Source organism: Hymenobacter cyanobacteriorum, assembly GCF_022631375.1.
GTDB classification, from domain to species: domain Bacteria; phylum Bacteroidota; class Bacteroidia; order Cytophagales; family Hymenobacteraceae; genus Hymenobacter; species Hymenobacter cyanobacteriorum.
Genome location: NZ_JALBGC010000008.1, coordinates 46139 through 66194, shown reverse-complemented (window position 1 = coordinate 66194; position 20056 = coordinate 46139). Strand labels below are relative to the sequence as shown.

General features: G+C 62.5%; 18 protein-coding genes. 5 read left to right on the top strand and 13 right to left on the bottom strand.

Going from position 1 to position 20056, the window contains the following annotated elements:
• Nucleotides 1-6: 6 nt before the first annotated feature.
• From queG to MON38_RS22410, 5 genes are all read right to left on the bottom strand, one after another.
• Nucleotides 7-939, bottom strand: a complete 933-nt coding sequence (gene queG / locus MON38_RS22430) for a tRNA epoxyqueuosine(34) reductase QueG (RefSeq protein WP_241938401.1) — start codon at nucleotides 937-939, stop codon at nucleotides 7-9.
• Between the two features lie 173 nt (nucleotides 940-1112).
• Complete coding sequence (gene ruvB, locus MON38_RS22425; RefSeq protein ID WP_241938400.1) at nucleotides 1113-2168, bottom strand: Holliday junction branch migration DNA helicase RuvB; 1056 nt, start codon at nucleotides 2166-2168, stop codon at nucleotides 1113-1115.
• Nucleotides 2169-2405: 237 nt separating this feature from the next.
• Nucleotides 2406-2753 (bottom strand): HIRAN domain-containing protein, encoded by a 348-nt coding sequence (locus MON38_RS22420; protein ID WP_201977355.1) that lies wholly within the window; start codon nucleotides 2751-2753, stop codon nucleotides 2406-2408.
• A 51-nt stretch (nucleotides 2754-2804) separates the two neighbouring features.
• Nucleotides 2805-3386, bottom strand: coding sequence for an acyl carrier protein (locus MON38_RS22415; RefSeq protein WP_241938399.1), 582 nt, complete (start codon nucleotides 3384-3386; stop codon nucleotides 2805-2807).
• 82 nt (nucleotides 3387-3468) lie between these two features.
• Nucleotides 3469-4704 (bottom strand): acyl-CoA dehydrogenase family protein, encoded by a 1236-nt coding sequence (locus MON38_RS22410; protein WP_241938398.1) that lies wholly within the window; start codon nucleotides 4702-4704, stop codon nucleotides 3469-3471.
• A gap of 198 nt (nucleotides 4705-4902) precedes the next feature.
• Between MON38_RS22410 and prfA the strand changes: the two genes are divergently transcribed.
• On the top strand, nucleotides 4903-5976 hold the full coding sequence (gene prfA, locus MON38_RS22405; protein WP_241938397.1) for a peptide chain release factor 1: 1074 nt from the start codon (nucleotides 4903-4905) through the stop codon (nucleotides 5974-5976).
• A 103-nt stretch (nucleotides 5977-6079) separates the two neighbouring features.
• On the top strand, nucleotides 6080-7663 hold the full coding sequence (locus tag MON38_RS22400; RefSeq protein ID WP_241938396.1) for a right-handed parallel beta-helix repeat-containing protein: 1584 nt from the start codon (nucleotides 6080-6082) through the stop codon (nucleotides 7661-7663).
• Between the two features lie 92 nt (nucleotides 7664-7755).
• On the opposite strand, the gene MON38_RS22395 is transcribed toward MON38_RS22400, so the two are convergent.
• Both MON38_RS22395 and gpmI read right to left on the bottom strand, forming a co-directional pair.
• Complete coding sequence (locus tag MON38_RS22395) at nucleotides 7756-8337, bottom strand: hypothetical protein (RefSeq protein ID WP_241938395.1); 582 nt, start codon at nucleotides 8335-8337, stop codon at nucleotides 7756-7758.
• Nucleotides 8330-9874: a 2,3-bisphosphoglycerate-independent phosphoglycerate mutase gene (gene gpmI, locus MON38_RS22390; RefSeq protein ID WP_241938394.1), complete on the bottom strand. Its 1545-nt coding sequence runs from the start codon at nucleotides 9872-9874 to the stop codon at nucleotides 8330-8332. Before gpmI ends, MON38_RS22395 begins: the two co-directional genes overlap by 8 nt.
• Nucleotides 9875-10034: 160 nt before the next feature.
• Between gpmI and MON38_RS22385 the strand changes: the two genes are divergently transcribed.
• Entirely contained in the window at nucleotides 10035-10436 is a 402-nt protein-coding gene (locus MON38_RS22385) for a DUF4783 domain-containing protein (protein WP_241938393.1), read from the top strand.
• A gap of 119 nt (nucleotides 10437-10555) precedes the next feature.
• Here MON38_RS22385 and MON38_RS22380 read toward each other — a convergent pair whose 3' ends face one another.
• The 3 genes from MON38_RS22380 to MON38_RS22370 form a co-directional block, all read right to left on the bottom strand.
• Nucleotides 10556-12493 carry an ATP-binding protein gene (locus MON38_RS22380; protein ID WP_241938392.1) on the bottom strand — a complete coding sequence of 646 codons (1938 nt, stop codon included), beginning with the start codon at nucleotides 12491-12493 and terminating at the stop codon, nucleotides 10556-10558.
• A 346-nt stretch (nucleotides 12494-12839) separates the two neighbouring features.
• The gene (gene tatC / locus MON38_RS22375) at nucleotides 12840-13721 is read right to left on the bottom strand and encodes a twin-arginine translocase subunit TatC (protein WP_241938391.1); all 882 of its coding nucleotides are present in this window, start codon (nucleotides 13719-13721) and stop codon (nucleotides 12840-12842) included.
• A gap of 163 nt (nucleotides 13722-13884) precedes the next feature.
• The gene (locus MON38_RS22370) at nucleotides 13885-15177 is read right to left on the bottom strand and encodes a serine hydroxymethyltransferase (RefSeq protein WP_241938390.1); all 1293 of its coding nucleotides are present in this window, start codon (nucleotides 15175-15177) and stop codon (nucleotides 13885-13887) included.
• 229 nt (nucleotides 15178-15406) lie between these two features.
• Here MON38_RS22370 and MON38_RS22365 point away from each other — a divergent pair, with 229 nt between their 5' ends.
• Together MON38_RS22365 and MON38_RS22360 are read left to right on the top strand one after the other, a co-directional pair.
• The gene (locus MON38_RS22365; protein ID WP_241938389.1) at nucleotides 15407-15943 is read left to right on the top strand and encodes an RNA polymerase sigma factor; all 537 of its coding nucleotides are present in this window, start codon (nucleotides 15407-15409) and stop codon (nucleotides 15941-15943) included.
• A 184-nt stretch (nucleotides 15944-16127) separates the two neighbouring features.
• On the top strand, nucleotides 16128-16922 hold the full coding sequence (locus MON38_RS22360; RefSeq protein ID WP_241938388.1) for an anti-sigma factor family protein: 795 nt from the start codon (nucleotides 16128-16130) through the stop codon (nucleotides 16920-16922).
• A 119-nt stretch (nucleotides 16923-17041) separates the two neighbouring features.
• Here MON38_RS22360 and MON38_RS22355 read toward each other — a convergent pair whose 3' ends face one another.
• From MON38_RS22355 to MON38_RS22945, 3 genes are all read right to left on the bottom strand, one after another.
• On the bottom strand, nucleotides 17042-17227 hold the full coding sequence (locus MON38_RS22355) for a hypothetical protein (protein WP_241938387.1): 186 nt from the start codon (nucleotides 17225-17227) through the stop codon (nucleotides 17042-17044).
• Nucleotides 17191-17529, bottom strand: a complete 339-nt coding sequence (locus MON38_RS22350; protein WP_241938386.1) for a hypothetical protein — start codon at nucleotides 17527-17529, stop codon at nucleotides 17191-17193. Before MON38_RS22350 ends, MON38_RS22355 begins: the two co-directional genes overlap by 37 nt.
• A 92-nt stretch (nucleotides 17530-17621) precedes the next feature.
• Entirely contained in the window at nucleotides 17622-20042 is a 2421-nt protein-coding gene (locus MON38_RS22945; RefSeq protein ID WP_241938385.1) for a T9SS type A sorting domain-containing protein, read from the bottom strand.
• Nucleotides 20043-20056 lie beyond the last annotated feature (14 nt).

Genomic DNA, 20056 nt, shown 5'->3' with positions numbered 1-20056 from the left:
AACGTCCTATTCGCCTGCCACAAACCGGATGTTGCGCTTGAGGCCCTCGTAGCCCGTGCGTTTCACGGCCGACTGCCGGAACAGCTCCGTAAATAATTCGTGGGTGATTTCGCGCCAATCGCCGGGCGTCAGGTCTTTCAGGCCGGGCGCGGGGTTAAACTGTGGCTCGTTGTGCGGCTTCGAGAAGCGGTTCCACGGGCACACGTCCTGGCAGATGTCGCAGCCGAACACCCAGTTGCCGAATTGCCCGGCTACTTCGGTCGGAATCTGGTCCTTGAGCTCGATGGTGAAGTAGCTGATGCACTTGCTGCCGTCCACCACGTAGGGCTCGGTGATGGCCTGCGTGGGGCAGGCATCCACGCACTTGGTGCAGGTGCCGCAGTAGTCGCGAATAGGCCCATCGGCGGGCAGCTCCACGTCCACAATCAGTTCGGCGATGAAGTAGAAAGAGCCCGTGCCTGGCGTTATCAGATTTGAGTTTTTGCCCACCCAGCCGAGGCCCGACTTTTTCGCCCAAGCTTTGTCCAGCACCGGCGCGGAGTCCACGAAGCAGCGCCCACCAATCTGCCCGATTTCGGCTTCCATATCGGCCAGCAGCGTCTTCAGCTTGTCCTTGATGACGAAGTGGTAATCGCGGCCGTAAGCGTATTTGCTGATTTTGAGGGTGTCGTCGGGCTGCTGGGTTTCGGGCGCGGGGTAGTAGTTGAGCAGCAGCGAAATCACCGACTTGGCCCCGTCCACCAACAAACGCGGGTCGAGGCGCTTATCGAAGTGGTTTTCCATGTAGCCCATCTTGCCGTTCATGCGGCGCGTGAGCCAGGTTTCGAGGCGCGGGGCTTCTTCTTCCAGAAATTCGGCTTTGGAAATCCCACAAGCCATGAAGCCAAGTTCTGCCGCGCGGCGCTTAATGAACGGAGCCCATTGGGACGGAGGAAGCATGGGCAACGAGAGAAACTAAGCTGCAAAGAAACGAGAAACGCGCCGCTGGGGGCGGCGCGTTCCAATAGTTGAACGATGTAGAGACGCGACACTTCGCGTCTCGGCGTTGAACGATGCTGCGCACATGGCACGAACGAGGAGACGCGAAGTGTCGCGTCTCTACATTCCTTTTATCAGCTTGTTATCTCATCAAACAAGCTCGCGCCGTTATTGCCGCGCAAGTGGTTGGGCAGCAGCCGCCCCAGGTGCTGGTAGGCCGCCTCCGTGGCCTCGCGGCCGCGCGAAGTGCGCTTGATGTATCCTTCCTGAATCAGGAACGGCTCGTACACTTCCTCGATGGTTTCGCCTTCCTCGCCGCAAGCCGTGGCGATGGTGCTAATGCCCACCGGACCGCCTTTGAACTTGTCGATGATGGTAGTCAGAATGCGCTTGTCCATGTCGTCGAGGCCGCGGGCGTCCACATCGAGTGCATTCAGCGCAAACTGCGCGATTTCGACCGTGATGGTGCCGTCGCCTTTGATTTGAGCGAAGTCGCGGGTGCGGCGCAACAGGTTGTTGGCGATGCGGGGCGTGCCGCGCGAGCGGCGGGCAATTTCGAAGGCCGCGTCCTCGTGAATGGGCGTGCCCAGAATCTCGGCCGAGCGCTGCACAATGGTCGTCAGCAGTTTGGAATCGTAGTATTCGAGACGAGCCGAGATGCCGAAGCGGGCGCGCAACGGGGCCGTGAGCATGCCCGAGCGCGTGGTGGCGCCCACCAGCGTGAAGGGCGACAGCGAAATCTGCACCGAGCGGGCATTCGGGCCCGAGTCGAGCATAATGTCGATGCGGTAGTCCTCCATCGCCGAGTACAGGTACTCTTCCACCACGGGGTTGAGGCGGTGGATTTCGTCGATGAACAGCACGTCGTGCGGCTCCAGGTTGGTGAGCAGGCCGGCCAGGTCGGAGGGCTTGTCCAGCACCGGGCCGCTGGTCATCTTGATGCCCGAGCCCAGTTCGTTGGCAATGATGTGCGAGAGCGTGGTTTTGCCCAGGCCGGGCGGGCCGTGCAACAGCACGTGGTCGAGGGCATCGCCGCGCATTTTGGCGGCGGCCACGAACACCTTCAGGTTCTCCAGAATCTTGTCCTGGCCCGTGAAATCGTCGAAACTAAGCGGGCGGAGGGCTTTGTCGATGTCCTTGTCGGTGGCATCGAATCCGTCGGTTCCGCCGGTGAGATAGGCTTCGCGCATAATGATATTGCTAAAATGATTGGTCGGCACTTACTAAGCTAATGAGTAACCGAGTTAAAGGCAAAAAAGCTCCGTTGAGAGCAGAAAAAACAGCTTTACACAAAGAACGTCATGCTGAGCGCAGTCGAAGCCTCTCTACCGGGCAAGTAATCCATTCGACAGGGTTTACCATTGCGGTAGAGAGGCTTCGACTGCGCTCAGTATGACGTTCTTCTACTTCTTTCGCTCTGCCCCCACTTACTCGTGCAGCAGCACTTCAATATCGAGGTGCAGCCAGTCGGTTTCCCAGGATTTGTGGTTGAGGCGGGCCGAAAGGTGCTTGCCGGCGTCGAGCAGGCGGGCTACGGTTTCGTTGCGGCCTTCGGGCAGGTAGCCGAGCCACACGTTGGCGGGGTCGGTGGCGGGGGCGGTGTGCACCTGCACGGCCCAGTCGTCGTAGTGGTTATCGGCTTCGCGGCTCAGGTGCAGGGCCTGGCCCACCGTTAGCTTGGGCTCGTACTTCTCCAGGTTGGGGCGGTGCGAGGTGCCGGCCACGAGGCATTCGAGCAGCACGAGGGGTTCGGACGCGGGGACGATTTTCATCATGGGGCCAAATTACGGCACGGGCGGTGGGTTTTGGTTTACACCCCCCTGCTACTAATCCAGACCTAAATCATTGGTGAAGCTACTACGAAGCATTACATCCGATACTTCTACTCCCGATGAGTCGCTAGTAATACCGATTACTGCTTGCTCAACGTCATACTGGCTCTGGAAAGGGGGCAGCAGCAAGTGCTTATAATTTAGTGCCACTGTCCAATCTATCAAATCCGCTACAGTCCTATTCAAAGGGTTGATGCCAGACGCAAACAGCTTCGTATCAAACAAGCGGCTTAGCCAACTACTAGGTGGTTCTACTTTTGGTACATCAAGCGTTGGCAATTTTAACCCGCTGGTTTCTGCAAAAAGGCGATGGTATGTAAGCTGCGATTCATGGTCTTTGATTAGCTCCAATAACTGCGTTTCTTCACCAACCGACCGTGAAGAAAACAGCTGTTGCAGTTGCACCGCCACCTTTTCACGCACACTCGAATGGCGCAGATTTGCAATTCCCAATTGCTGCCCGAGCCATTTGGCAACATCCCCGACCGTACTCAATTGCTCGCATACCGGGTCTGGAATCTCAAGCCCAAAGTGCTTTTCAATATTAACCACTAGCTCCACAGTATCGAGCCCCATATACTTGCATTTTAAAGCAAAACGGCCGCTTCAATAACGAAGCAGCCGTTTTGCATGACAATTTATTTATTAAAAACAGACCTTATTTAAACGCCTGAATGCCGGTGATATCCGCGCCGGTGATGAGCAGGTGAATGTCGTGCGTGCCTTCGTAGGTAATCACCGATTCCAAGTTCATCATGTGGCGCATGATGGGGTACTCGCCGGTGATGCCCATGCCGCCGTGAATCTGGCGGGCTTCGCGGGCCACGTGCAGGGCCATGTCGACGGAGTTGCGCTTGGCCATCGAAATCTGGGCGCTGGTGGCTTTGCCTTCGTTTTTGAGCACGCCGAGGCGCCAAGCCATGAGTTGGGCCTTGGTGATTTCGGTAATCATCTCGGCCAGCTTCTTCTGCTGGAGCTGGAAGCCGCCGATGGGCTGGCCGAACTGCTCGCGCTGCAGCGAGTATTTCAGGGCCGACTCGTAGCAGTCGATGGCCGCGCCGATGGCGCCCCAGGCAATGCCGAAGCGGGCCGAATCGAGGCAGGAGAGCGGGCCGCGCAGGCCATCGACGTTGGGCAGGATGTTCTCTTTGGGGATTTTCACGTCCTCAAACACCAGTTCGCCAGTGCAGGAGGCGCGCAGGCTCCACTTGTTGTGGATTTCGGGGGTCGTGAAGCCTTCCATGCCGCGCTCCACGATGACGCCCTTGATGCGGCCCTGCTCGTTTTTGGCCCACACCACGGCCACCTGGCACTCGGGCGAGTTCGAAATCCAGAGCTTGGCGCCGTTCAGCAGGTAATGGTCGCCCATGTCCTTAAGGTTGGTGGTCATGCCACCGGGGTTCGAGCCGTGGTCGGGCTCCGTCAGGCCGAAGCAGCCCAGCCACTCGCCGGAGGCCAGCTTGGGCAGATACTTCTTGCGCTGCTCCTCCGAGCCGTACTGGTAGATGGGGAACATCACCAGCGAGCCCTGCACCGAGGCGGTGGAGCGCATGCCGGAGTCGCCGCGCTCAATTTCCTGCATAATCAGGCCGTAGCTGATGTAGTCGAGCCCGCCGCCGCCATACTCCTGCGGGATGGTGGGGCCGAACGCGCCCACGTCGCCAAACTTGCGCACAATCTCGCTCGGGAAGTGCGCGTCCTGCGCCCATTTCTCGATGTTCGGGTTGATTTCCTTTTTGACGAAGTCGCGGATGGACTGGCGGATGAGCAGGTGCTCCTCGGTCAGCAGGCCGTCGAGGTCGAAATAATCGGTGAAGCCGTTGGCGTTGGTGCTGCCTTTTTGGGCAGTGTGGGCTTTGGATTGCGGGGAGAGAACGTCTGCTTCCGAGGACATGGGTGGGGTGGTGAGGTGGGAGTTTGGGCAAAGATAACAGGCGGGCCGGAGGGCGCGGGAAGCCAGCCGAATAGGCCGCTGCCGGCCGCGCGTTGCGCCGCTCGCTCCGTCGGCAATTGCCACCAGAGAACCACTAGCAGAATAGAGGTGTTCAGATGCCGTATCTTTGCAGCCTTATTGCTTAATTCTGAACACCCGATGCTCGATAAATTAGAAGCCATCAACCAGCGCTATGAGAACGTCAACGAGGAGTTGATGCAGCCCGACGTGATGTCGGACCTGAAGCGCTACAAGTCCCTGAACAAGGAATACAAAGAACTGGGCAAGATTGTGGCCGAGTACCGCAACTACCAGCAGGTGCTCAGCAACATCGAAAACGCCCGCGAAGTCATTGCCACCGAAAAGGACCAGGACTTCCGCGAAATGGCCAAGGCCGAGCTCGACGAGCTGCAGCCCGAGCAGGAGCGCCTCGAAGGCGTGATTAAGGACCTGCTGCTGCCCAAGGACCCCAACGACTCGAAAGACGTCATCATGGAAATCCGGGCCGGCGCGGGTGGCGACGAAGCCGCCATTTTTGCCGGCGACCTGCAGCGCATGTACATGCGCTTTGCCGAAAAGCAAGGCTGGAAAATGGAGCTCATCGACGCCATGGACGGCACCGCCGGCGGCTACAAGGAAATCATCGTGGCCGTGCGCGGCGAGGACGTGTACGGCAAGCTGAAGTTCGAAAGCGGCGTGCACCGCGTGCAGCGCGTGCCGGCCACCGAAACCCAGGGCCGCATCCACACCAGCGTGGCCTCCATCGTGGTGATTCCCGAAGTGGAAGAATTTGATGTGGAACTGAACATGAGCGACATCCGCAAAGACTACTTCTGCTCCAGCGGCCCCGGCGGCCAGTCGGTAAACACCACCTACTCGGCCGTGCGCCTCACCCACTTGCCCACCGGCCTCGTGGCCCAGTGCCAGGACCAGAAGTCGCAGCTCAAAAACTTCGATAAGGCCCTGGCCGTGCTGCGCTCCCGCGTGTACGACATGGAGCTGGCCAAGAAGAACGAGGCCGACGGCCTGGTGCGCAAGAACATGATTGGCGGCGGCGACCGCTCCGACAAAATCCGGACCTACAACTACCCGCAGGGCCGCGTGACCGACCACCGCATCGGCTACACGGTGTACAACCTGGCCAGCGTGATGGAAGGCAACGTCGACGACTTCGTGGAGCAGCTGCGACTGGCCGAAAGCGCCGAGCGCCTGCAGGAAGGCGTGACGAAATAAGCCCGGGGCGGGGCCAGCCAGGCTGGTCCCGCCGCTGCGGCTGCAATACTATTCCGGCTTTATCGTTTTCCGGGGGCGCTGCCCCTCCCCTGCGCCCCTGCTTATGCGCTACCTCTTCCCGCTGTTTCTGGTGCTGAGCTGCCTGCTCACGATTCTGCCCGGCTGCGAGCCGAAGGAAGATTTGGTGCAGACCACCGGCCGCCTGGAGTTCGACCAGGACACGGTACTGTTCGACACGGTGTTTACCACCATCAAAACCGTGACTAAGCGCCTCTGGGTGTACAACCGCAACAGCGGCGCGGTGAAGACGGACATCAGCCTGGCCGGCACGGCGGGCAGCACGTATTCGCTCATTATTAATGGGGACGCCGGTACGGCGCAGAGCGGCGTGCTCATTCGCGGCAACGACAGCGTGCAGGTGCTGGTGCGCGCCGTGCTCGGCGACAACGGCCAGGCCACCGCGCCGAAGCAGTTTGTAGTGACCGACCAAATCAACTTCCGCACCAACGGCAACGAGCAGAATGTGAAGCTGGTCGCCTATGGCCAAAATGCCTACTTCCATCGCGCCGACGACATTAAGCAGAACACTACTTGGCGCACCGACAAACCCCACGTCATCATTCCGGCGAGCGGGGTGGTGACGCCAGGGCAGCCACCCCAAATATTTGGGGTGCTGGTTCGGCAGGGCATCACGCTTACGATTCCGAAAGGCGCCCGCATCTATTGCCACGCCGGTGCCTATCTGCAAGTAGATGGTACGCTGCGCGTGAATGATGATTTCGTGCCCGGCTCCGGCGCAACCGATACTGTGAAGGCCACTAATGCCAACATCGTACGCTTTCAAGGCGACCGGCCGGAGCCGGAATACGACGCGCCCGGGCAGTGGGGCGGCATCGTATTCACGGAAACCAGCCGCAACAACAGCATCCGTTACACCGAAATCAAGAACGCCACGTTTGGAGCGCTGCTGCTGAATCCCGATGCGCGGACCCCGCACCCGAATCTGACCCTGACCAATACAGTTATTCGCAACATTTCGGGCTCCAACCTCTCCTTTGCTAACACCACGGCCAGCGCCGGGGGCGGAGTCATCAGCTATTCGGGCGACCTCACGGCTGAGAACTGCCTGTTCACCAACTGCGGCGAATACGCCGTTGCCGGCGTGGGCGGTGGCGTCTACAATTTTAACTTTTGCACTTTCGCCAACTACACGCCCGCCTTCCGCCGCGAAACGGCTTCGCTTAGCTTCACCAACGAGAAAGCGACCGATGCCAAAATTCGTCTGCCGCTAAAGCTAACGCTAACCAATTCCATTGTGTGGGGTTCCAACCTCGGCCCTGGCACTATTGACGACGAATTATATCTAAAAAACTACACAGAGTACGCTGCTATTACAGCCACCAGCGGCATTACTATCCGCAACTCGCTGCTGCGTACCAAGGCTTACGTCGGCACGCCCGAAGTGGTAGGCGTGCCCAATATTGACAACTTGCTGAATGTCGACCCGCTGTTCGTGCGCACAGCTCTCGTCAGCAGCCAGCCCGACTATACGTTGCAAGCTACTTCGCCAGCCAACGCGCCGCGCCGCGCCGCTGCCGGCAATGTTCCCCCGCGCGACCTGCGCAACCTGCCCCGCCCCGCTGCCGGCCAAACCCAGCCCGCCCTGGGCGCCTACGAGCATAAATAGCCTTTTGTAGCGTAGATTTTGAGGGCCCGCCATTTGCCGGGCTGTAGTCCCAACAGGCTCGTTCTTGGCCGCGGGCAAGCCAGCAGGTTGCGCTACTCCACCACGCCGGCCGCCGAGTAGCGCAGCGTGTCGAACAGCACCAGCTTCTGGGTGCCCACCACTTCGTAGCGGCGCAGCTGGCCATGTTGCAGCTGCATCCGCAGTTGCTTTTGGGCCGAGAACAGCGCGTTGTTCTGGACGATGGTGGCCGCAATTTCCTGCGGCTCCCGGCCCTGTTGCACCACCACGAGGCGGGCCACTGGGGCATTGGGCTGGCCGGGCTGGCGCGTGTAGGTACGGCGCAGCGCCCCGCCGGGCAGCGCCACCGAATCGACGGTGTAGGCGCCGCGCAGGGCGGCTTTGTTGATGTCGGCCTGAAAGAAAATCTGCAGCTCGTCGTTCCACTTCACGGCGGGCACGCGCACGGTTTCGGGTGTTTCGGCGCGCAGGCGCACGTGCTTGGTCACGGCGGCATGGCGCTTTTCCAGCTGCGCCACCTGCTCTGTGAGCAGGCCTTTTACGTCGAAATACAGCGGCCGGCGCGCCGGCGGCGCGGCCGGACCGGCATCGCCACAGCCCACCAGCCACAGGGCCAGCAGGCCGGCCGCCCACGCTGCCGCGCCGTGCTTACGCATTCGGAACAAGGCTGGGGCGGAGCAGGCTCAGGCCCGTCATTTCGTCTGGCTTGGGCACGCCCATCAGCTCCAGAATGGTGGGGGCCAGGTCGCCAAGTCTACCATCGGCCAGCGTACCGCGGTAGTCGTTATCGGCCAGAATGAAGGGCACCAGATTGGTGGTGTGCGCCGTGTTGGGCGAGCCGTCGGCGTTGCGCATGAACTCGGCGTTGCCGTGGTCGGCAATGATGATGCTGGCGTAACCGGCAGCCAGGGCGGCTTCCACCACGGCCTGCGCGCAGGCATCGGTGGTTTCCACCGCTTTTACTACGGCTTCAAACACGCCGGTGTGGCCCACCATGTCGGGGTTGGCAAAGTTCAGCACCACGAAATCGGCCGACTTGGCCAGGAGCTCGGGAATGAGGGCATCGCGCAGGTCTGCGGCGCTCATTTCGGGCTGCAGGTCGTAGGTGGCTACTTTGGGCGAAGGGCGCAGAATGCGGCGCTCCCCTTCAAACTCATTCTCGCGGCCGCCCGAGAAGAAGAACGTCACGTGCGGGTACTTCTCGGTTTCGGCAATGCGAATCTGGGTTTTGCCATTCGCGGCCAGCACCTCGCCGAGCGTATTATCGAGGTTGTCCTTCTCGAAGATGGGCGTCACGCCCACGAAGGTGTCGTCGTAGTTGGTCAGCGTGAGGTAGTGCAGGTTCAGGCGCTGCATCTGGAAGGCGTGCATGTCCTGCTGCGTGAGCACCTCCGTGATTTCACGGCCGCGGTCGGTGCGGAAGTTGAAGCACAGCACCACGTCGCCCTCTTCGATAGTCGCCAGCGGCTGGCCGTCGGGGCCGGTTTTCACGATGGGCTTCAGGAATTCATCCGTCACGCCCTCCTTGTACTGCTCCTGAATGGTCTGAATCAGGTTCTGTGAGGGCGTGCCGATGCCGTGCACCAGCAGGTCGTAGGCCACTTTCACGCGTTCCCAGCGGCGGTCGCGGTCCATGGCGTAGTAGCGGCCCACCACCGAGGCAATTTTGGCCCCGCTGCGCACCATCGATTCTTCGAGCTCGTTGATAAAACGCACGCCGCTCTTGGGGTCGGTGTCGCGTCCATCGGTGAAGGCGTGTACGAACACGCGGCGCACGCCGGCCTCGTGGGCAATGGTGCACAGGGCTTTCACGTGGTCGATGTGCGAGTGCACGCCGCCGTCGCTGAGCAGGCCGATGAGGTGCAGGGGCTTGTCGTTGAGCAGGGCATATTCCAGGGCTTTGGCCAGGGCGGGCACCTGCGCCAGCTTGCGCTCGCGAATAGCCTTGCCGATGCGTACCAGCTCCTGGTCGACCACGCGGCCGGCCCCGATGTTCATGTGGCCCACCTCGGAGTTGCCCATCTGGCCCTCGGGCAGGCCCACGGCCTCGCCCGAGGCCTGAAGCGTGCTGTGCGGAAAACGCTGCAACAGTTCATGGAAGAACGGCGTACGGGCCGTATCAACGGCCGAAACCGTGGTATTCTGGGCAATGCCCCAGCCATCCAGAATCACCAATAAAACCTGCTTATTCATCCGGCAAAGATACGGCAGCCCCGTGCGAAGGGCTGAATATTTCTACCTTCGCCGCAACTTTCGTTGGCTGGGCCTGAACCCGTCCCAACAACGCCTAAATTCATCCTGGCACCATTTTAGCTAAACTTCCGCTGCGTATGACGCACTTATTACCCCGCTAATGAAACGCTATCTAATTCGAACGCTATTACTCGGGTGGCTATTCCTGCTCGGGGCCGGAGCCGCACAGGCTCAGGCCGATAACCTCGGAGCCGTGCGTGCGGCCCTGCGCAACGGCTCTTCCCGCGAGCTCTCGCAATACTTTGCCGCCACCGTCGAAGTCAGTTTCGACGACGACAAGAAGAGCTACAATTCAACTCAGGCCGAGCTGGTCCTCAAAGATTATTTCGCCAAAAATTCGCCCAGCAGCTTCGAGTTTATCCATCAGGGCGAAAGCCAAGAGCATATCCAGTACGCCATTGGGCGCTACGTGGGCCGCACCGGTACTTACCGGGTCTACGTCAAGCTCAAGCCTTCGCGTGGCGCACCGGTGATTGACACGCTTGACTTCACAAAAGAATAATCTGCCGAAATTCTAGAAATTGAAAAAGCCCTGGCCGCTGCCGGGGCTTTTTTTATGGGCCTGAACTAAGGCTGCATCACGCAACGAGCCGCTTGTTTCGGCAGCGCAACCGGGCCGTGCTACTTCGCCACCGGCAGGCTGACGGTGACGCTGGTGCCGGCCCCGGGGCGGCTTTGAATAACCAGCGTGCCACCGTGGCGGTGCACGAAGGCCCGGCACAGCACCAAGCCCAGCCCGAAGCCGGTGGCGCGCAGGTTGGGCCCGGGCGTGGGCTCGGGCAGGGCGGGGCCACTCATGAGGGCGCTGACGGTGGTGGCACTCATGCCCGAGCCGGTGTCGGTGCAGGTGAGCAGCACCATGCCCGCGTCGTCGGGGTCGGGCGCGGCGTCGAGGTGCACGTGGCCGCCGGCGGGCATGAATTTGAGGGCGTTGCCGACGAGGTTGCGCAGAATGGTGCGCGTCATGTTGCGGTCGGCCAGCAGGCGCAGGCCGTCGGGCGCGGTGGCGGTGATGTGCTGCCAGTTGGCGGCGGCCGTGGTTTGGTACAGGGCCTGGCACTCGGCAAACATGTCGGCTACCGGCAGCGGCACGGGGCGGCATTCGAGCTCGCCGGTCTGGCTCACGGCCCAGTTCAGCACGTTGTCGAGCAGGTGGTTGAGGCTGTCGGCGGCCTGGCGCACCATGGCGGGCAGCCGAGCCAGGCCGGCCTGGTCGTTCTGGGCAATGTAGGAGTCAATCAGGCTCGTGACGCCCGCGAAAGCCGTGACGGGCCCGCGCAAATCGTGCGCAACAATGGCGTAGAGCTTGTCCTTGAACACCGCCACGGCCCGCAGCTCGGCCGAAGCCGCTTCGAGGGCGCGGTTGTTGGCCGCCACGGCGGCCCGGCTGCGGCGCAGGTTGCGGTAGAGGTGCACCATCACGCCCAGAATCAGAGCCATGATGGCGATAACGCCCACCAGCATCCGGGTGCGCTGGGTTTGGGTGGCCTGCTCGGCGGTGAGCTGGCGCAGGCGGCGCGCGCGTTCCTGGGCCTCGTAGTTCACCTGCGACACCGCCAGCGTTTGCATGGTCTGGCGGCTGTTCAGCGAGTCGTTCAGGGCCACGTAACGGGTGTTCCAGTCGTAGGCGGCGCGGTAGTCGCCCTGGCCAGCCGCTAGCCCAGCTAGCTGGCCGTAGGCATCGAGGGCGCACTCCAGGTAGTGGCTTTGGCGAGCCAGGCGCAGGGCCTCGCGGGCGGCCAGCATGGCCTGGTCGGGCTCGCTGGTTTTGGTGTAGTACTGGGCCAGCTGAGCCTGCAGTTCGGACTGCGTACGAACTGCCCCCTGGCGCTGGCTGATGGCCAGCGACTGCAACAGCAGCCGCCGCACGCGGGGCAGCTGGCCACTTTGCATCAGGTAGGTGGCCAGGCTGGAAAGGTAGGTGGCTTCGGCGGTAGCGTCGCGGCTGCGGCGGGCCAGGGCCAGCGCCAGCGAGTCGTAGTGCAGGGCCAGCGGGTGCTGGTTGCGCAGGTAGGCCAGGCTGCCCAGGTTGCCGAGCAGCTTCATCCGGGTGCGCGGGCTCACGCTTTCGCCGGCCGGGCTGGCCAGCAGGCGCAGGGCGTGGCGGTAGTGCTGCCCGGCCGTGACCGTGTCGCCCCGCGAATGATAGATGCTGCCCTGGTTGCAGTAAGTGCGCACCAGTGCATCGTAATTGCGTTGCTCGCGGGCCAGGCCCTGCGCTTCGGCCAGCAGCCGCAGGGCTTCCGAGCTGTTCGACAGGTTGGCGTAGCACGACGACAGGCTGAGCAACGCCGGCAGCAGCAGCGGCCCGCGCACGGCGGGCGGCAGGGCGCGGGCCAGCGCCGTGGCCGACTCGCCGTAGCTGATGGCCCGGGCCGACTGCTCCTCGCGCAGGGCGTAGCTGATGACCGTGAGCAGTCGCACGCGGGTGGTATCGGGCAGCTGGCCGGCCAGCTGGCGGCGCAAGGGTTCGATGGCGGCAGGCAACGGCGGCGGTGCCGGCGCGGCCCACAGGCCCACCGGCACCAGCAGCAGCGCAACCGCTGCTACCCTTCGCACAAGACATCCAGGCCGCATCATTAATTATTCGCCAAGTAACACTTCTTCAAAGATAAGCAGCCAACGGCGATATTCACGCTTTAGTACCATTTCAAATGTAGCGTTTTTTCGACCACCATTACTATTTGCGGGTTGTAACTGCTTCAAAAGCCAGATAAACCGACAATTCGTTTACAGCCCAATCCGCTGCAATCCATTTTTCATCGCATCCTGACCGCCTCGGATGCAATTTGCACTCAACCTATATGCGGCCCCTGCCCCGTTGAAAAGCGCCGGGCCCCGGTGAACTGCTTTCCGCAAGCAGTTCACCGGGGCCCGAACAAAAAATCAATCAACCGAACTCCCGCTACTGGGGCGGCTGGCTGGCCGCCAGCGCCTGCTCGCGGGCGAGCTTGGCATTGAGGCGAGCGGCATCGCCGCGCCGCACCACGCGGGCAATGTGAATGCTGAGCTCGTAAAGCAGCAGGATGGGGATGGTGACGATAATCTGGGCCGAGATGTCGGGCGGGGTGATGACGGCCGCGATGATGAGGATGACCACAATGGCATGCTTGCGATACATCTGCATGATTTCGGCCGACACGATGCCGGCTTTGGCCAGGAAGAAGACAATCATGGGCAGTTCGAACACGAAGGCGCACGACAGGCTCATGGTGGTGAGCGTGCTCAGGTAGCTCTGCATGTCAATCTGGTTTTCGATGCTGGCATCGACCACGTAGCCGGCCAGAAAGTTGATGCTGAGCGGCGCGGCGATGTAGTAGCCAAACAGCAGGCCCATGATGAACAGGATGGACACAAAGAATACGGCGCCCTGCGAGTTCTGCCGCTCGTGCGGGTAGAGACCGGGCTTGACGAAGCGCCAGATTTCCCAGAACAAGTACGGAAACGCCAGCACAATGCCCACGATGAACGAGGTGCTGATGTGCATGGTAAGCTGCCCGCTCATTTCGCGGTTCTGAATAACGAAGCCCACATCGTTGATGCACAAGTCGGGGGCGTGCACCCACTGGCCGAACTTGCAGAACATGCGGTAGGTCCAGAAATCGGGGCGCGAGGGGCCCAGAATCAGGTCGTGAAACAGGAAATCCTTGGCAAAAAAGGCCCCGGTGGCAAACACGACTACCGAAATGGCTGCCCGGATGATGTGCCAGCGCAGCGCCTCCAGGTGGTCGATAAAGGACATTTCGTGCTGGTCGCCCGAGAGATTTGGTTGTTGAGAGGGTTGCACGGAGGAAATCAGAGAATTAGAGAGGAGGGATAAAACCGTCTGTCATCCTGAGCGCAGCGAAGGACCTTATCACGCCTATAGCTATTACGGCTAGTCGTTCTGCGGTGATAAGGTCCTTCGCTGCGCTCAGGATGACAGATGGCATCAACCCATACGTAAAAACTTACGCAAACAGCGGGTAATCCTGCAGCCAGTTGTTCACTTGCTGGCGCACCTGGCCGATGCGGGTGTCGTTGTCGTGGTTCATCAGCGTTTCGTCAATCAGCTCCACGATGCGGTGCATGTCGGTTTCGCCCAGGCCGCGGGTGGTGATGGCGGCCGAGCCGATGCGGATGCCGCTGGTGACGAAGGGCGACTTGTCGTCGAAGGGCACCATGTTTTTGTTGATGGTGATGTCGGCACGCACCAGGGCGTTTTCGGCCAGCTTGCCGGTGAGGTTTTTCGAGCGCAGGTCGATTAGCATCAGGTGGTTGTCGGTGCCGCCCGAAATGATGTTGTAGCCGAGGTCGGTGAAGCCTTTGGCGAGCGCCTGCGCGTTGCGGGCTACCTGCTTGGTGTAGGTTTTGAAGTCGTCGCTCAGCGCTTCGCCGAAGGCCACGGCTTTGGCGGCGATGACGTGCTCGAGCGGCCCGCCCTGGGTGCCGGGGAACACGGCCGAGTCGAGCAGGGCCGACATGGGACGGATTTCGCCTTTCGGGGTTTTCAGGCCGAAGGGATTTTCGAAGTCCTTGCCCAGCAGGATGAGGCCGCCGCGGGGGCCACGCAGGGTTTTGTGGGTGGTGGTCGTCACGATGTGGCAGTGCTCGAAGGGCGAGTTGAGCAGGCCGGTGGCGATGAGCGCCGAGGGGTGCGAAATGTCGGCCAGCAGCAGGGCGCCCACTTCGTCGGCGGCTTCGCGCAGGGTTTTGTAGTCCCAGTCGCGCGAATAGGCCGAGGCTCCGCAGATGATGAGCTTGGGCCGCTCGCGGCGGGCAATGTCCTTGATTTTGCTCCAGTCGATGAGGCCGGTTTCGCGCTCCACGCCATAAAAGCTGGGCTGGTAGAGCTTGCCCGAGAAGTTCACGGCCGAGCCGTGGGTGAGGTGGCCGCCATGGCTGAGGTCGAATCCGAGGATTTTATCGCCAGGGTTGAGGCAGGCGAGCATCACGGCGGCGTTGGCCTGCGCGCCGGAGTGGGGCTGCACGTTGGCCCAGGCCACGCCAAACAACTCCTTGATGCGGTCGATGGCCAGCTGCTCGACCTGGTCGACGATTTCGCAGCCGCCGTAGTAGCGCTTGCCGGGCAGGCCCTCGGCGTACTTGTTGGTAAGCACCGAGCCCTGGGCGGCCATCACCTGCTCCGAGACGTAGTTTTCGGAGGCGATGAGTTCGAGGCCGTGGGTCTGGCGGGTTTTCTCCTGGGCAATGAGGTCGAAAACGGCGGTATCGAGAAGGCGGGTGGGGGCGGCTGTTTGCATGGGCGTAAAGGTAAGGGCGAGGCGGGGATAGGGAATACGGCGTAAAGAATCGGCTGTCATCCTGAGCGCAGCGAAGGACCTTCTCATAGTTGAACGGTTTGCAGTAATTCAAACGGTGGTAGCGGTGATAAGGTCCTTCGCTGCGCTCAGGATGACAAATGCCTTACCCACTCCCCTGTTCCTTTGTCCCCCATCCCCATTTATCCCCCCGCCGGTGTAAATTGCCGCCATGCCCACGCCTCTCGCCGAAACCCTGACCCAGCTGCGCGTCGGCAACCAGAAGTTTCTGATTGACTTCTACCAGCGCAGCCGGCACCTGTTTGCCCGCTGGGCCCAGCGCCAGCACCGCCTGCCGGCCGCGCAGGCCCATGAGTTGCTGCAGGACACGTTGCTCGACTTCTACGACCAGGTGGCCGATGGCCGCATTACCAAAATGCCCGAAGATTTGCGGGCTTTCATTTATGGCATGGCCCAGCAGCGGCTGGCGGCCCAGGTGCCAGCCCACGTGCCGCTGCCCGCCGCCGAGGCCCAGCGCCGCCAGCGCCTGCTGGCCCAGTTCAACCAGCTGGGGGCCGACTGCCAGCAGGTGCTCACCTACTTCTATTTCCACGGCTACCAGTTTGAGAAGATGGGCGTGAAAATGGGCTTCCCCAACGCCACCGTGGCCCGCCGCCAGAAGGGCAGCTGCCTGCGCAAGCTCTACGAGCTGGTGCGCGGCGGGTATGATGCGACCTGGGGCGCGGGGACGGCAGACAATGAGGGTTAGCGAGTGAATCCCACGGAGCAGAACGTCATGCGGAGCTTGTCGAAGCAGCTCTACCGCGCCACTAATCCTGCTGATTGAATTACTATTGCGGTAGAGATGCTTCGACTGCGCTCAGCATGACAGCCATTTTTGGCTTTTCTCCCGCTTTTTCGCTCCCTACTCCCCGTTTCCCACTTCTCCCAAAATGGACCTCCGCCCCTACTTCGACGACCTTGAACGCTTTGCCGATGGCCAGATGAGCCCGGCCGAGCAGGAGGCGTTTGAGCTGCGGCTGGAGCAGGACGAGGACCTGGCCGAAGCCCACGCCGCCTACGAGCAGCTGACGGCCGACCTGCGCTGGGCGGCCGGCCACGACACGCTGCGCCTGCGCCTGCAGTCGCTGGATGAGCGCATGAACGAGCGCGGCACCGCCCTCGACCGCGCCCAGCACCTGGCCCGCCGCCGCCAGCGCCGCCTGGTGGTGCTGGCTGGTCTGGCCGGCCTGCTGCTACTGGCCGCCGGCGTGGCGGCCTGGTATTTCAGCCGCCCCAACCGGGCGCTGCCCGCCCGCAGCTGGGAAGCCTACTACCAGCCCGACCCCGGCCCGGCCGTAACTACCACGCTGCTCACCAAAAACCCGCTGCTGGCCGAGGCCCTCGACCAGTACCAGTCGGGCCACTACCCGGCGGCGCTGCACTCGCTTGGGCGCGTGTCGCCCACCACCGTCGGGGCCGATACCCTGCTCTACCTGCGCGGCCTGATGCTGCTGCGCCAGGGCCAGGGCAACGCCGCCCAGCTCTACCTGCGCCGCGTGGAGGCCGAGGGGGGCTCCGGCGAGCTGGCCCGCCGCGCCCGCTACCACCTCGGCATGGCCTACTGGCAGGCCCAGGAGCTGGCCCCGGCCCTGCAAGAGCTGCGGGCAGTGGCCGCCGACTCGCTGAACCCCTACCGCGCTCCGGCCCGCCGCGCCGTGGCCGCCGGCGTGCTCGAAGCCCGCTAAACCAAAGCAGCCCCGGCTACGCGCGCAGCCGGGGCTGCCTATTAAGAGCCGGATTCCCTGCGGTCGGGAGTGGTTTAAAACCGGTCTAAGGTGGTGCGGAACCGGTCCGGAGTGGCCAGCTAGGCCTTAGGGGCAGCGCCGGGCTTGGGTTTTTCGGCCCCCAGGCGGTGGGTGTAGCGCTTTTTCATGGTTTGCAGGGCGGCCTGCACGGCGGCGGTTTCGCCGTTGTCTTTGCGCAGGTCTTCGTACACGTCGTCGGCGGTCACCATCACGTCGGCCCCGGCGAGGCGATAGGTGTCCTGCACTTTTTGGGCCAGGGGGCCGAGCACGGCCTGCAGCCGCGCAGAGCGTCCATCAGGTCCACGTCTTTCTCGAACTCGGCTAGGTCGAAGCTGCGGCGGGTGAAGTCGAGGTTGGCGCGGGTGGCCTCCAGGGCGGCTTTGGCGAAGGGCACACCATCGAAGCCGATGTTGCGCAGGCTGCGGCTTTCCTCGGGTTGCAGGGTGATGAGGAAGGGCAGTAGGGCTTCGGCTTGGCGCAGCAGGTCAGTCACCTTTTTGGCATCGGCGGCGGAGAGGGTTTCGGAAATGCGGTTGCCTTGTTTCATGAGTGAATGAGTTGGGGGTTGGGGTGAGAAATGGGTTGGGAAATAACGGCGGCCGGCGGCGCACGCGGGGCCACGCCCGCCGGCCGGGCTACTTACTTTTCGATTTGCAGCGGCTGGCGGCTCAGCACCTGCGGGCCGCGCAGAATGTGCACGAAATAGAGGCCCGCCGGCAGCTTATCGGTGCGCAGGCGGATGGTGGCTTGCCCCGCGGGGCCGGTGTGCTCGGCCCGGGGCCGGCCCTGACTGTCGAACAGGCGCACGGTGAGGGGCTGCGGGTCGTCGTCGGCGTTTTCCACGTGCACGTCCACCGACTCGCTCGCCGGGTTGGGGTAGAGCGTGGCGGTGGCGGCCTGCTGCGTGCGGGGACGGCACTCGCCGGTGACGCTTGCGCTGGGCCGGGCCCCGGGCGCGGGGCAGTCGTTAATGAACTCGTAGCTGATGACGTGGGTGATGCGGCACCCGAAGTAGTATTCAAACTCGATGCCGTTGGCATCGGCTACCAGGCGGTTATCCACGTACCAGCGGTAGCCCGCGCCCGGCACGGCCGGGGCCGTGAACACGCAAAACGTGGGCTCGCCGGGCTGGGCTAGGTTGCGCACCGTGGGGTTGGGCTTGCCGATAGATACCACTTTGCTTATCGTGAACGAGCCGCAATCGCCGTTCAAAGTGGCCAGCACCGTGGCAAGCCCTATGGCGGAGCCGTCGCTGAGGGTGAAGGTATTGCCACTGCTCGTCTGCGTGACGGACACATCGGCCACGACGCTCCAACTTATCTGCACACCGGGCGGCAACCCGGCCACCGTGAACGTGGTGCCCCCGCCCGCGCACACCACGTCGGGCCCGCTGATGACGGGCGCGGCCGAACAAAACGCCTGGCAGCTGAGTACCTGCGGGGCTTGCCGCAACTCTTGCAGCATCCAGGTGCTGTTCAGGGCCGTGTACTCGATATGGCCTTCGTTTTGGCGGGCAGCGGTGCGGAAGTTAGCAAACGGCGTACCCACGCTGGTACCGGGCGAGTACGAAGCCCGTAGCGCGGCCGTGCCGCCTGGCGTGATGTTGAGGGCGCTGTAGGTGGGCAGAAAGCAGAACTGCCGCTGCTTGATAATGCCCGCGGGCAGGGCAGTAATAGCCCCGCCCGCTTGCTGCGCATACGCATCGAGGCTGATGATGCCGCCGGAACCGCTGTCCAGCGGGAGCTGCGAGCTGAGCGAGCTGGCCTGAAAATTCATCAGGGTAAGCTGCACGTCGAACAGTCCGAGCAGCCGCGTGCGCTTCTGCACCCGGGCGAATATGTAGTAGATGGGCTGGGCCTGCTGGTCGGGCAGGGCGTTGAGGCGGTATTCCGCCTTGAGGTCGTAGGCCCCCGTCAGGCCAATGGCCAGCGTGCCCAGCGTGCCCGCCCCGACCACCGCCGTGAGGCTGGCAATGCCCACCCCGACCAGAAACGGGTAGTCGAACACTTCGCCATCAAACCCGGCTTTTGCCAACTCGGCGCAGGGCTCGAAGGGCTGCCCGCGCCCGCACTCCGAACCGTTGGAGCTGGCCACCACCCGGCAGGGCCGCCCCGGCGTGCCCACCGGCACCCGCGCCGGGCCCAGCAGGGCCTGGTACTCCTGCTGAAAGGCATCGTAGAGGGAGGTGGGAGCGGCCACTACCGGCCCGGCAAACTGCAGAAGCTGGGTGGGGCCCCGCCGGGTTTGGTAGCGCAGCATTTGCTGGGCGGCCGGCGAGAGCAGCGCGTTGCGGGCCTGCACCAGCAGCGGAAACCGCTCGGCCAGCACCACGTCGCTGCCGATGGGGTTACGGATGACGGTGCCGGCCAGGTGGCGCACCGTCATCTGAATGCTGAGGGGGATGTTGGCGCCCTGGTGGGGCGAGTCGTGGGTGATGAGCAGGCCCACCTGGTGCGGGTAGGCGGGGTTGCTGGCATCGGTTTCGATTTCGCGCAGGGCGTACTGCGCCACCAGCCCGCCCATGCTCATGGCCAGCATGGCGTTGGGCTGGGTGCCGGTTTTGTGCTCGTTCACCCAGCGGATGACGCGCTCCAGCAGCCGGGCGTTGCGCTGAATGAAGTCAGTACCGCTGTTGAAGTCGACATACACAATGTCGTAGCCGTCAGCATCGGCACCGTCGCTGAGGATGCTTTGGTTATCTCTATTGCTAATTCTTGCAACAAATTCTTTGTAATCAGAACGAGCATCTGGTCCGCCAATATATCCCGATACGTCAAATCCTTTCACCACAATCAACGGCTTATCGAGCACGGCCGGGTCGGGGGTGGCTTTGTTGCGGCCGCCGTATTCTATGGATATGGTAGCCGACGCATATTCGCCGTTGTAGTCCCGGTCGGCCGTCAATTGAAACGGGGGCAGCACGTTGGGCCCGCTGCCGGCGTAGCGGGCGGCCGCCACCGGCGCCGGCGCCACCACCAGCAGGTGGCTTTCCCAGGTGCTGCCGTCGGTGTAGCTCACCCGCACCCGCACGTCTTTGGGGCCGCCGGAGGGGTAGCTCACGGGGCGGACCACGT

What these genes read in the sequence shown, in the direction of transcription:
- queG (WP_241938401.1), bottom strand. Translation starts at nt 939, where the DNA reads ATGCTTCCTCCGTCCCAATGGGCTCCGTTCATTAAGCGCCGCGCGGCA.
- ruvB (WP_241938400.1), bottom strand. Translation starts at nt 2,168, where the DNA reads ATGCGCGAAGCCTATCTCACCGGCGGAACCGACGGATTCGATGCCACC.
- MON38_RS22420 (WP_201977355.1), bottom strand. Translation starts at nt 2,753, where the DNA reads ATGATGAAAATCGTCCCCGCGTCCGAACCCCTCGTGCTGCTCGAATGC.
- MON38_RS22415 (WP_241938399.1), bottom strand. Translation starts at nt 3,386, where the DNA reads ATGGGGCTCGATACTGTGGAGCTAGTGGTTAATATTGAAAAGCACTTT.
- MON38_RS22410 (WP_241938398.1), bottom strand. Translation starts at nt 4,704, where the DNA reads ATGTCCTCGGAAGCAGACGTTCTCTCCCCGCAATCCAAAGCCCACACT.
- prfA (WP_241938397.1), top strand. Translation starts at nt 4,903, where the DNA reads ATGCTCGATAAATTAGAAGCCATCAACCAGCGCTATGAGAACGTCAAC.
- MON38_RS22400 (WP_241938396.1), top strand. Translation starts at nt 6,080, where the DNA reads ATGCGCTACCTCTTCCCGCTGTTTCTGGTGCTGAGCTGCCTGCTCACG.
- MON38_RS22395 (WP_241938395.1), bottom strand. Translation starts at nt 8,337, where the DNA reads ATGCGTAAGCACGGCGCGGCAGCGTGGGCGGCCGGCCTGCTGGCCCTG.
- gpmI (WP_241938394.1), bottom strand. Translation starts at nt 9,874, where the DNA reads ATGAATAAGCAGGTTTTATTGGTGATTCTGGATGGCTGGGGCATTGCC.
- MON38_RS22385 (WP_241938393.1), top strand. Translation starts at nt 10,035, where the DNA reads ATGAAACGCTATCTAATTCGAACGCTATTACTCGGGTGGCTATTCCTG.
- MON38_RS22370 (WP_241938390.1), bottom strand. Translation starts at nt 15,177, where the DNA reads ATGCAAACAGCCGCCCCCACCCGCCTTCTCGATACCGCCGTTTTCGAC.
- MON38_RS22365 (WP_241938389.1), top strand. Translation starts at nt 15,407, where the DNA reads ATGCCCACGCCTCTCGCCGAAACCCTGACCCAGCTGCGCGTCGGCAAC.
- MON38_RS22360 (WP_241938388.1), top strand. Translation starts at nt 16,128, where the DNA reads ATGGACCTCCGCCCCTACTTCGACGACCTTGAACGCTTTGCCGATGGC.
- MON38_RS22350 (WP_241938386.1), bottom strand. Translation starts at nt 17,529, where the DNA reads ATGAAACAAGGCAACCGCATTTCCGAAACCCTCTCCGCCGCCGATGCC.